Origin of the sequence: Paenibacillus algorifonticola (assembly GCF_050481745.1) — a bacterium.
Taxonomy (GTDB): domain Bacteria; phylum Bacillota; class Bacilli; order Paenibacillales; family Paenibacillaceae; genus Pristimantibacillus; species Pristimantibacillus algorifonticola_A.
Genome location: NZ_JBCNGR010000044.1, coordinates 40802 through 52591, shown reverse-complemented (window position 1 = coordinate 52591; position 11790 = coordinate 40802). Strand labels below are relative to the sequence as shown.

Annotated in this window: 11 protein-coding genes; all 11 read right to left on the bottom strand. The window is 48.3% G+C overall.

What is annotated here, in order from left to right:
* Positions 1–34: 34 nt before the first annotated feature.
* Entirely contained in the window at positions 35–1717 is a 1683-nt protein-coding gene (locus ABEW34_RS28840; RefSeq protein ID WP_430164296.1) for a thiamine pyrophosphate-binding protein, read from the bottom strand.
* Positions 1717–3483: an ATP-binding protein gene (locus ABEW34_RS28835; protein WP_430164293.1), complete on the bottom strand. Its 1767-nt coding sequence runs from the start codon at positions 3481–3483 to the stop codon at positions 1717–1719. The genes ABEW34_RS28840 and ABEW34_RS28835 overlap by 1 nt, the downstream gene beginning before the upstream one ends.
* A 60-nt stretch (positions 3484–3543) precedes the next feature.
* Positions 3544–4434 (bottom strand): GGDEF domain-containing response regulator, encoded by an 891-nt coding sequence (locus ABEW34_RS28830; RefSeq protein WP_430164289.1) that lies wholly within the window; start codon positions 4432–4434, stop codon positions 3544–3546.
* 29 nt (positions 4435–4463) lie between these two features.
* Positions 4464–5453: an HD-GYP domain-containing protein gene (locus tag ABEW34_RS28825; protein ID WP_430164286.1), complete on the bottom strand. Its 990-nt coding sequence runs from the start codon at positions 5451–5453 to the stop codon at positions 4464–4466.
* A 366-nt stretch (positions 5454–5819) separates the two neighbouring features.
* Entirely contained in the window at positions 5820–6113 is a 294-nt protein-coding gene (locus ABEW34_RS28820; RefSeq protein WP_430164284.1) for a DUF3817 domain-containing protein, read from the bottom strand.
* 96 nt (positions 6114–6209) lie between these two features.
* Positions 6210–6887: a DUF4166 domain-containing protein gene (locus ABEW34_RS28815; RefSeq protein WP_430164281.1), complete on the bottom strand. Its 678-nt coding sequence runs from the start codon at positions 6885–6887 to the stop codon at positions 6210–6212.
* Positions 6888–6906: 19 nt separating this feature from the next.
* Positions 6907–7842, bottom strand: coding sequence for a DoxX-like family protein (locus ABEW34_RS28810; protein ID WP_430164277.1), 936 nt, complete (start codon positions 7840–7842; stop codon positions 6907–6909).
* The gene (locus tag ABEW34_RS28805; protein ID WP_430164274.1) at positions 7832–8284 is read right to left on the bottom strand and encodes a thiol-disulfide oxidoreductase DCC family protein; all 453 of its coding nucleotides are present in this window, start codon (positions 8282–8284) and stop codon (positions 7832–7834) included. The genes ABEW34_RS28810 and ABEW34_RS28805 overlap by 11 nt, the downstream gene beginning before the upstream one ends.
* Positions 8285–8407: 123 nt before the next feature.
* A complete protein-coding gene (locus tag ABEW34_RS28800) occupies positions 8408–9052 on the bottom strand; it encodes a response regulator (protein WP_430164271.1) in 645 nt (214 codons plus the stop codon).
* Positions 9049–10383 carry a sensor histidine kinase gene (locus ABEW34_RS28795; RefSeq protein WP_430164268.1) on the bottom strand — a complete coding sequence of 445 codons (1335 nt, stop codon included), beginning with the start codon at positions 10381–10383 and terminating at the stop codon, positions 9049–9051. Before ABEW34_RS28795 ends, ABEW34_RS28800 begins: the two co-directional genes overlap by 4 nt.
* A gap of 63 nt (positions 10384–10446) precedes the next feature.
* Entirely contained in the window at positions 10447–11655 is a 1209-nt protein-coding gene (locus ABEW34_RS28790; RefSeq protein WP_430164265.1) for an MFS transporter, read from the bottom strand.
* Positions 11656–11790 lie beyond the last annotated feature (135 nt).

Here is an 11790-nt window from a genome sequence, read left to right as displayed (position 1 = left end):
GTTTTCAGACACGCCCTAGTTTCTTGTTGGAGTTTTAATACGTCGCGCCTTGCAAAAACTTCACTCGTTCCCCCATGGGTGGAATTTCATTGCCATCCACAATAATTTCTACCACAAAAGGTCCGCTTTTGCCTTCAGCAAACCACTGCTGAACATGCTCGGCTTGAAGCTGCTCTATGGATTCGACTTGCACATGGCGGATGCCAAGCGACTGTGCCACTGCTGCAATGCTGACGCGCTGCTGTGAGAAATCGCTGAGACAACGCTCGTATTGCAGCATATGGCCATGGTACACCATGCCCAGACGAGCGTTGTTAATGACAACGAAAACGATTGGCAACCCGTATTCTTTTGCCGTCATTACTTCAAGGCCATGCATGAAAAAGCAGCCATCCCCCGTTATGCAAAGCACGGGACGCTCAGGCTCTGCAAGCTTCGCACCAAGCGAGCCCGCTATGCCTGAACCCATACCGCCAAAATTAATATTAATATCGAATTGCTGCTGCTCACGAATAAGCAAATTTTGAATTGAATAGGTCATGAACTCGCCGATATCGATATAAAAGCGGGTCTGCTCCGGAGCGTTTGCCCCAAGCAAACGAATCGCTGTACGTGTATTCCACGTCTCCATCGCCGAAGCATCCGCCGCCGCCTCTAAGCGGGCAAGATGCAGCTGCTCCAGCAGCATTTTTCGCTCTGCGGTCAAGCCGCTTCCTGTGTGTGCAAGCCCTGCACTCAGTTGACGCAGTACAGGAGCGATTTCGCCATGCAGCGCAATGTCCGCCTCATAGCAGCGTCCAAGCTCGCGCTCATCATAATCGACATGAATAAGCTGCTTGCCAGCGGTCAGCCGTGCTTCCCAATTACAGGTTGCAAGCTCGCCGAGGCTTGACCCCAGCACGAGAAGAAGCTTATGGCCATCGCTGTTTAGAAATTCAACCGCTTTATCATTGCCGGCCAGTCCGTACACACCGAGCGATTGCGGATGATTCTCAGGGAACGCTCCTTTGCCCCGCGGCGTCGTGGCGACCATCCAGCCTGTCCGCTCTGCAAATGCGAGCACTTCCGTCCGGGCGCTTTTCGCTCCATGCCCAAGCAAGATCGCTCCCCGCTCGCCCACTTGCAGCACAGCTTGCAAAGCTGCATCCATGAGCACTTCATCAACAACAGTCACCGGGTTCCGTGCCAACGGCAGCTCTGGCAGCTCCATTTCACCTATGTTGGCCATTTGCAGGTCGATAGGAATTGACAAGTGCACCGGCCCCGGAACCCCGCTAATCGCTGTCCAATACGCCTCGGCAATAGCTGCCGGCAGCTCCTCCGCATTCATTACCTTTCGGCTGAGCTTCGTGACAGGCGCAAAAATCGGATCTGCTCCGAGCTCCTGTGCGCCTCCTTTGCCAAGCTTCGTCGATGGTACCGAGCCAGTGATGAAGATGACGGGCAGCTTCTCTTTCGCTGCGCTCGCTGCTGGTGTCACCAAATTAGTTGCTCCCGGGCCGCTGGAGCCTACGCAAACTGCCGGGATTCCGGTGATGCGCGTATAAGCTGCTGCCATATAGCCAGAGCTAGTCTCATGCTTGGCGACTACCGCCTGCAGTTCTGGCAAATCATATAAACAATCGTAAAGGGCATTAATCGAACCCGCAGGAATGCCGAAGATATATTTAACCCCCTGCTTGATCAAAAAGCGCAGACCCACTTCGATAGCACGCATTATTTTCTCCCCCTTTTTGGCAGCATAAACGTAAATACGGAGCCCGCTCCCTCATTGCTTTCAAACCAAATTTGACCGCCATGCAGTTCAATTAGCTGCTTGGAGATGGCGAGCCCAAGCCCCGTGCCATTAATTTGATTGTTAACCTGATAAAATTTCGTGAAAATGTTTTTTTGCTTCTCTAGCGGTATGCCGATGCCATTGTCGCAAACTTCCAGCTTTAAATAATCATCGTCAGAAGAGGCACGAATCGTAATTTGCCCTTGCTGCGGCGTGAATTTCACCGAATTGGACAACAAATTCAGCAATATTTGCAAAATCCGTTCCCGATCTGCCTGAATAATCACATCTGCCGTCTCTTCGATTTCCACTTCCAAGTGGATTTTCTTCTTGTTGACCAGCGATTGAACGATACGAGCAGCCTCATGAATCAGATCGTTGAAATCGACAACCTTGTAGCAAAGCTCAAATTTCCCATTTTCCATCTTGGCAAAATCAAGCAGCTCGTTCACCTGATTTAATAAACGCTCAATGGATCTGCCTGCCGTATCGAGCAAGTCATGCTGCGCGTCATTTAATTGGCCAAGCAGCCCTTTGCCCAAAATATCGACGGTTCCCTTGATTGCCGTGATTGGCGTTCTCAGTTCATGCGACAGCGTTGCAATGAAATCATTTTTCAGCTCGTTTAAATATTCCAGCTCCTTGACAAGCCCTTCCAGCTTGAAGTTAGCCTGCTGCAGCTCCATTGAACGCTCGCTGACTGCCTGATCCAAATGCTCGGTATGCAGGGCATTAGACAAAGCCGTCGCCGTTACATCGGCAATGGAATGGCAAAATTCTATTTTGCCTTCCTCGTACTCTGTAGGTTTATGAATCGACGGAATAGCCACGATACCGAATACGCTGCCCTTGGCAACTAACGGTATAGCAAGCAGGCTTTTAATTCCGAACATTTCACACGCTTTATGATTTGGACGCTCGTCCGCATAAACGTCTGGAATGAAAATCGCCCGCTTTTGCATAATGACTTCGTAAAACAGCTTGTCACTGTCAATGCTCAGCTTAATAACATCACGATGCTTTCCACGCCAGTCCTCCTCCTTGACATTCAGAGAAGAGAGATGGAAAGGCTCGACCGTCCGATCCTTCTCATTGAAAAGATGAATGCCAATATCATCCGAGCCGCTGGCACGCTGCATATAATAAAAACAGGTTTTCAATACTTCACGCACGGAAAGCGACTTGGACAGCGACTTCGTCGCATCAAGCAGCAATTGCTGCTTCTCCAGCAGCTCCTGCGACTGCTCTAACATTTGCAAATTGCGGATCGCCACGCTCGCCATATTGACGAACGCTTCCGTTACGTCCATTTGCTCCTGCGTTAAATTCATAGGCTTGCCAAAGTCATGAACGAACACAAGGCCGAATATTTTATCATCGACAATAACCGGAATCCCGAGAATCGACTTGATGCTCAGCAGATTTTTTTTCGTATCGTCAATGCGATTGTCTTTGCTCGTATCGGGGATATAGCCAATCGTTCGATTTTCCATAATATTGTGAACGAAAGCATCTTTCGATGGATCAATGATTAGCTCTGTTATATCGACAGGCATTTTATTGCCTTTGTAGCCCTTATACGTTCCATCCGGCTGCTTGAGAAAAAAGCCAACAAGGTCGGCCTGGGTAATCTCACTCGCTATTGCGTCAACAAACACTTGTAAAATTTCGGATTGCTCATATTGCGAGTTAATAATTTTGGTCATATGAAAAAGCTTCTTGAAACTCTTTAACTCCATCACTTCACATCATCCATTCATCGTAGATTACTTCACTGTTATTTGGTGCCTGCCGCCTCGTTTGGAGCCTAACAATGCAGAGTCCGCTTGCGATATCATCTGATGAAGGGTGCTAGAGTCTAAGCTGTGAGACACTCCGATGCTAACGGAAACTTGAATCTGCTTTTGAGAAGGATGGCCGACCTGTATTTGATCAACAGCCGCAATAATGGCTTCCGCCGCTGCGAGCGCTTCCCCGCTATCCTGCAATATTACGAGAAACTCATCTCCCCCATAGCGGAAAGTCACATGGACATAAGGCGACATCACCTGATACAGGATGTTTCCAATGTCGCGCAGCGTCTGGTCGCCGATCATATGACCGAAGGTGTCGTTAATCGTTTTAAAATTATCCATGTCAATCATTAAAACAGACTCATAATGCTTATCGCCGTCTTTAATTTGCTGAGCTACCACGTCCAAATATGTACGATTGTAAAGCCCCGTTAGTGCATCCACATAAGCCAGCTCTGCAAGCTGCTCATTATCCTTCTTCAAATTGAACAGCTTCATTTTTTGCTGCAAGGCAATCGATACCTTCATCTCCAGCAAATCGAGATCATAGGGCTTGGTCAAATAATCGAATGCGCCAAGCTGTAGTCCTTCCAGCATCGCCTTCTTCTGCACATTGGCAGACAGAAAAATGATTGGCACATCAAAATCATCTTTGTCCAGCCAGCGTTTATAAACCTCAAATCCCGACAAATCCGGCATCATAACATCCAGTAAAATCAAGTCCGGAGCAACAGCGTCAATCATTTCCACCGCCTGCCTGCCGTTCTCGGCTACATAAATGTCATAATTCAGCGATGTCAAGAAAACACGGAGTATATGGATGTTGTGAGGCTCATCGTCGACAATAAAAATCCTCTTGCGCATATATGTCCCCAACCTTCTTCACTATAAAATCACTCATCCCAAACCAATCTGTCCATAATCATATGATCATCAAGCATTTGCAGAAATGCCTGTACAAGCTGCCCGTCAAACTGCTTGCCTCCGTTGATTTCCAGCTGCCTGCGAACCTCGAAAACAGGCAGGGAGTGCCGGTACACTCTCGTGGAAGTCATGGCGTCGAAGGCGTCTGCCAGACTGACAATCCGCACGAGCAAAGGAATGTCATCTCCGCTAAGTCCGTCCGGATAGCCACTGCCATCAATACGCTCATGATGCCACCGTACGACAGGCAATATTTTCTGAACATCGGGCAAATCCTTGAGTAGCTCGTAACCGATTGCAGGATGCTGTTTGATGACCGAAAATTCGTCATCCGTCAGTCGACCAGGCTTGAGCAGTATCGAGTCCGGTATGGCAATTTTCCCAATGTCATGCAGCAGTGCCGAGATTTTGAGCTGCTCCAGCTGCTCAGCATCAACCCCTACTTTGGCACCCAACAAAGAAGCGTAGAAGGCCACATTATAACAGTGATTAAGCGTAAAGCCATCCTTCATCCGCAATGTGTTGACCAAATTCTCGTAGGATTGCTGCTTCAACACCTGTTTGCGAAAATAAATTTTCTCGATTAACTGTTCCATTTGCATTGTAACCATCTGGCAGATGTGAAGCTGCTCGTCTGTCAACTGAACTGGGGAACGGAAGCACAATAAAATCGCGCCATAGACAGAACGGTTTAGGTGAAAGGTATATAGCGATTGGAAAGTTGTCATGGACAGGAGTTTAATCGCAGGTTTGGCGCTGCTCATCGTTATACAGAGGTGCATGCCCGAGGACATATCTGAAAATAAATCGGTGTCTATCGCCATTTGCTGCAGCAGTTTCAGATCCGCTTGATTGATTTTGAAAGAATATGGTATAAGCTTATTTCGCCCATTATCGTGCGGCAGCAATAAACAAATATGCTGGCAACCGATCAATGTCTCCAGGTATTGCCCTAACAACCCAATTGAATCCAAGATCGAATCAGAGTTTATCACACTTTTGAAAAATACTGAATTTTGCATTCATTTACCTCGGATTCTTATTCGTCATGTCTCAAATACTGGTTAAGTAAGTTTCCACACGATTCGGCGAATTCCTCTTCTTTTGGATGTATTTCCAAAAAATACTTCTTCGTTCTCTATTGGGAGTTGGTTGAACCATAGAAATAACATAGCATATCTCGGTTTAATCGTACTAGTGCTTATGACACCGTTTTTCAAAAAAATTTTACTGAAAGTGCACGGAATATAAGAAAAAGTCTGGCTTCCCGAGTACGGGGCTCCAGACTGCATAAACAATTGAGACATTTATCACATTTACCTCTGTTAACGCAGCTTTCGATCCAGTAGAAATGGGCCAAATGGTATAAAGGCAGCAACAACTGCCAAAAAAGAATGAAAGAAGGATAATTGCTTGACGAAAAATGCGTTGGCTATGCCGATTAGATAGATGACAAACAGCCAGCCATGCAGCATCCCTGTAATCGCAACCGCTTCGTCAATGCCTGCACCGTACTTTAGTGGCATGGCAATAAAGAGCAGCACTAAAAACGAAATCCCTTCCGTTATGCCGAACAGGCGCAGCCGGCCGATCGCTGTTTTCATCGTATGGGTTGACATCTGTGTTACCTCCTGGCGAAATGATCTTCAAACACATCCTAATCATACCAGCAAGGCGGGAGAAATACGCATTCATACTTTGAACAAGTTGTGAATCTACTCTCTGTGCTCCTCACGCAGGGGCTTCGCATCAAGCGGGATCCGCTGCTTGCCGGTATCGATGAAATAAGCCTGAAAGGAGCCCGAATAGCGAAAAATCGTACCAAGCAGCGGATTGTCCACTTGAACCGAAATTCGAAATTTCTCCTGCTCATCATCGTACCACTCGGTTACATTGGCTTCTCCAGTAAACAGGCGCGGAAAACGAAACTGCAGAAAACGCTCATAGAAGCGCTGCTCGCCTGAACGGATGCGAATGCCTCCTCCCGGTACGGCAGAAATATCGAGGTCTACAGCGAGATGCTGTTTCGTCCCTAAATAATCGACAATTTTATTGTTTTTTCGACTATAAATCATCGTAGCGTCGAACTTTCGTATTTTTTGCGGAAATTTGAAAGTTCTGTTCCATGTTACCGTTTCCCGGCCGAATCGGTCTGCATAGGCATAATTCCCAATCGTGAACGGAATCTGTCTGCCTCCCTGCGGGAACATAATATGGCGCGAGCTGCCAATATAAAGCGGGATGGCTACCCGCTTGCTGTACCAAATTTCCTCCATGACGCCTTCGCCAATCGAAGCCATGCCATCCAAACTGCTGAAGCCAAACCGCTCTTGAATGCGGGGATGCAGCTTTGCAAAGTCCGCTCCTAATACTTGCTCATAAATCGAAGCCATCGTTCATGTCCCCCTTCTATTATTTAGCTTTACCTTTAGGTTTGCGCAAGCAGCGCGACGCATTGGGCAGACCCTTGCATGTCCGCCACGCCACAAAGCATAGGCCAATCATCGGAATCGTTATGGTTGCAGGATTATAAGAGGCTTGCAGCAGTTCTGGACTGTTCGCCAGAGCAACGGCCGGCAAGAGCAGAAGCAGGACTAGCTGCAAGCTATAAAGAATCGGGAAACGATGAAATATAACGAAAATAATGGCCAGCGCCGCTTCACTGAGCCCAAGAAGGACGAGTGCCTGCTGCTCCCAGCCTGAAAATAGCCCCGAGGCATGTATCTGTGCAAGCTCTCCCGTCTCCGGGTAAAGCAGCTTGGGCACAATGCCCTGATAAAGCCATAGTACAGCGAGCAGCGCCAGGCTCACATAATGAATGATTGTGCGCTGAATCGTTGCCGCAGGCGGGATGTGCTGCTCCAGCCATATTTTGAGCACATCGAAGCTCCATGCGGTTGCCCAACCGAATAACGGGCGAAATAGGAATCGATCAAATGCTTGGCCGACAGCCCCAAAGCGTGTTTGATAATCGTAGCGGGTGAGAAAAATGACGTCGTCTCCTTGCTCGGTATATTGCCAGTAGCCTCTTCCCTTGCTGATCAGCGACAGCTTCTGTTCCGAGCTGAAGGATAGGGTAGACAGGCGGGACTGAATTTTTTCTTTTTCTATCCAGCTTGCCCGAGTCGCTCCTGTGCCCGCTATCGCAAGCCCAAAGCCGATGCGTGTTTGATAATGAAATTTCTGCATTTCTTCTTCCGTAAGACGGGGCAAATATAAAATTTCTGTAAAGCGCATATCCCACTGTACATGCTTGCTCGGAATTTGCGTGTAGTTCCAAAGCGTATCCAGATCGGTATGAATGGTCGTTTCGACATATATCGACTTATCTCTTCGCTTACTTGACATAGGGAGCTGCCTCCTCTCTTTCTTCTATTAGAAGGAATCGCTGATCTGCGTTTGGAAGCAAGCAATGCTCCACATGTCCAAACCAACCATAACGCTTAGCCGCGATCCAATCATACACAACGTTTCTCAGTAAAGCAGGAATGACTATTAGGCAATATAACAACGGCCATAGTCCCTTTAATTGCCGCAAGACGCGCAGTGCTGCTTCCGATTTTGTGTAGCAGCAGCCATCCTCGATCATGATGAAGGTGTCCAAATCGCTCGGAGGCAGCAAATACGCTTCCAGCACATATTGCCCTGCCGGCGATTGCAGCGCAGCGAAGCGAAAGTAGGCTTTCGGATCACGTGCAATAACGAATTGCGAGATTTTGCTGCACAACTGGCATTGTCCGTCAACGAGCAGCAGCGCTCGTCCTGATTGTTTTTTTCTAGGCGCCTGCATCATGCCCCCTCCGTTCTTCCTTAATTGTAGTAGCAAAAGCAAAGTTTGCTCAGTGCTAACTTTTGTAGCGGGCATACGAAAAAGGGTACTACAAATCGTAGTACCCTCCCCTCGCTTATGCGGTTATTCTTTGTATTCCTCCATGCCGGCGGTCAGCCCTTTGCGCCGTACCTTCTCAACGGCTTCCTTGCGGCTGCGGACGCCAAGCTTCTTGAGCATTTTGTTCACTTGATTTTTCAGTGTGCTCTCCGCCTTATACAGCTTCTGCTCGATTTGCGTCTGCGTGTAGCCCTGCTCAATCAGCTCGAATACCTCCCGTTCGGCAGACGTTAAATCCTTTAATTGCTCCTCACGCTTTAACCTGGCAAATTCCTTAAGCAGCGCCTCCATCGGCGCAGGATGATGGTAAGCGCTGCGGATCGCTTCCGGCAGCTGGCGAAAATTTGTTTTTTCAATATAATTGATAGCCCCAGCAGTGAACGCCTGGGTCATCACTTCCTCCTCGCTCATTGAGGTTAGCATGATGATTTTGGCAGCGTGGATGCGATGCATTTCTACGGCCGTATAAATGCCATTTTGCTGGTGGTCAGCCAATTGAATATCAAGCAATGCGACATCAAACGACAAGGTTCGAGCCAGGCTAAGCGCTTCTTCCGCCGTCGAAGCCACCCCTACTATGAGCAAATCCGCTTCCTTGTTCAAAAAGAGCGTCATCGCCTTCACCCAATCGGGATCATCCTCTACTAGCAGCACCCGTATATGGCTCATCGAATTCCCTCCTTGATTTCCATCACTTTGCGACCAGGAACATGCAGCAGCACTTCTGTTCCTTCATTAAGAATGCTGGACAGCTCGATCGTCCATCCGCTTTGGTGTACGACATTATACACATAAGCGAGCCCCAGTCCAAAATTGCGGCTGCGGTTTTTCGTACTATAAAAAGGCTCCAGCGCTTGCTTCAGCTGTTCCTCATTCATTCCAGTGCCTGTGTCGCTCACGAGGAGTCTCACCGCCTTTTTGTGCGAGCTCAGCGTCACGTGTATTTCTCCAGCTATTCCTTCGGGAATCGCTTCAATCGCATTTTGCACCAGATTATTTATGGCTTCCAGCAGGTGAAGCGGATCGCACAGCACAGTTGGCCTACATAACAAATGCAGCTTGAGCCGAATGGGCCTTCCTTCCACCTGCTGCTGCTGCAAGCAGCGCTCGACAAGCTCATCCAAACGGACAGGCTGCTCGCGCAGCACAATGCTTCTAGTCTGGCTGTGAATGCTCGTCACCATCGCAAGCATATGGCTTGAAGCCGTTTCAATGATGCGCAGCTGCTCCGCTGCCTCAAGCGACCCGGCAGACAGCTCGCTTTTTAAATTTTCTGTGCTGATCGCGATTTTCCCGATTTCGTTCTTAATCGTATGGTTAAGTATCGTCGTCCCGGAACTGACCGCCTTGCGAGTGCTTTCCCACTGATCGCGTTCAAACCGCAGCTTGACGCCAAGCACGCCATAAGCAAATGTGCACAATACAGCTACAGTAAGCGAATAAAAGATGAAGAGTGAAATGTAACGAAAATAATCGAATGCAGGCGAAATAACGTTCGCTACATTAATAAGAACAAGCACCGCCAGCAGCGTCGGCACCATGATAAGGGCAATAATAAAGCGACTCCGCTTCCGGCGGCTATTTTCCTCACTCCATAGCGAGACGAGCAGCAAATAGCAGGAGGCTAAATAATAAGGGGCTGTCCAGGCTAGCAATATAGGGTAGTCCAGCTCCAGCCTGGGTGTAATCGGCGTTAACAGCAGCATGCCGACTACCGGAAGCAGCAGCAGTCCTTTAAGCAGCAGGCGCACTTTCTCGTTTGCCACTTTATCGGAATAAACGATGCTGAATACCAGTACGCCGTAAGGCGTGAATGTGTGATTCAGCATTTGAACGAGATGCGCTAAAGTATTCATTTCAGCTGCGGCAAGCGTATCTGCCAGCCCACCTATGGACGCAAATCCGAGAAAAAAAGCGGCCCAGCGATTTGACTCGCTCCTCGGATTTGTCAGCAGCAGCAGTAAAGCAGCGGCAAGCAGCGCTGCAAAATAATAAAGCATACGGTATCCTTCCCCAAAAAAGCGTGTGATCGCTTTATTTTACCATAATTCAGTGATTATTTTTCAAATCTGCGTTGACGCTTTTGAAATACTTGACCTTGCCGTATTCCCTAGTTTTACCGTAAAGGCGGCAATAACAAAGATAAAAGCGCTTATGCTGTAAACAAGGGGCAGCGTCAAGGCTGCCATTAATACGCCGGATAGCGACATTCCGATGACCATCATGCCGGTAAACATGGGCGTAATCGTACCTCCTACCCGGCCGATGAAGGCTGCATCGGTGTTTTGCAGAATAATGGTGTTAATGCCCACCTGAATAAGCGGAACACAGAAGCCGCCGACCATGAGCAGAGCGAGCGTTAGCGGAATGCTCTCCGACCATCCGGTGCCCAGCGTAGCCAGTGCACTTGCCGACAAGCCGAATAGGAGCAGCTTGCGCGGACTTGCCTTTTTCCCGATCGACAAAACCACACTTCCGCCAACTAGCATCGCCGCCCCGCTAACCACTAATAAATACTGTAAAAACGACTTATCCTGTCCTAAATTATCGATGGCAATAAACAAAGCCAGCGGCTGGGTAAGTCCAGAAGCGAGGCCAGTTGCTGCAAACGTAAGTCCCAGAGAGCGCAGGGCATGCTGGCCCCATACATAATGAAGTCCCGCCGTAAGCTCTTGCCTGAAGCTCGATGCCTGCTGTGTACGTTCTGACTGTGCATCGCGCGGCAGAAGCATCAATATGGCTGCTGAGCCGCAAAACAGCGCAGCAGCAACCGTAATCGCCACCTCAATGCCATAATGCTGATATACAAATGTACCGAGCAGCGGTCCTATGACCATAAATATAGCCATTATAGTCTGATACATGCCCATCATAGCTTGCAGTTGATCTTGTGGCACATGCTGCTTGAACAGCTTCATGCCAGATGGCTGGGAAAATTGCGACAGCACGGCCGAAACCAGCGTCGTCAGCAACAGCCCTTGCCATGAGCCACTAAGCAATGCGATCCATACGCCGAGGACGGAAAAAGCGGACAAGAAATCACAGCCGATCATCGTCCGTTTAGGCTTCCAGCGGTCAGCAAACGTGCCGCCAATGATGGCAAATACAAAAATCGGCGCAAACTCTGCCACCGAAATAAGCGATACAGCTGAGGGATCGTTGTTCGTGACTTCCGTCACATACAGCAAGATCGCAAAGTTCCTAATCCAAATACCCAATTGGAGCAAAATTCTGGACAGGATGATCGTACGGAAAAATCGATTACTAAACATTTTTGCAACTCCTCTAGATTTTAATTAGACAAAATTGATTTTTGTTTGTCTTTTATTTAGACATAATATTATTTCGTTTGGTTTTCGTCAACACTTTTGTTATACCTGCTTATCCTCTTTCCTTCAAATATGCCC